At 50.6% G+C, this 253-nt stretch carries 1 pseudogene; it reads right to left on the bottom strand.

Annotated features, from left to right (window positions below):
- Nucleotides 1-253 (bottom strand): annotated as a pseudogene (locus tag IV91_RS19885) (RNA-guided endonuclease InsQ/TnpB family protein); the annotation flags it as partial.

Raw genomic sequence — 253 nt, 5'->3', positions numbered from 1 at the left:
GACTGTTCCCAGCACGTCCCGGCTGTTGCGGTATTTGAGCCATCCCAGCTTTGGCAGGAATACCCGGCTATTAGACTGGTCTAGCTTGCATCCTTGGGGATAGCGGAAGCTGTCGCCCATGCCTTTATTTCTTGAACCGTGGAAAGTCGGCACGCTTATCGAAAAAGTTTTTGTAGGCACGCTCAAGGTCTTTGAGTGATTGCTGCAAAACTTGCGAATGTGTTTCTTTGAGCCAAGCGGTTTCCGGTTGAGT

The sequence above is a fragment of the Ferrovum myxofaciens genome (assembly GCF_000735045.1).
GTDB lineage: Bacteria > Pseudomonadota > Gammaproteobacteria > Burkholderiales > Ferrovaceae > Ferrovum > Ferrovum myxofaciens.
The sequence above is the reverse complement of the archived record's forward strand: the minus strand, read 5'-3'. Positions and strand labels throughout refer to the sequence as shown.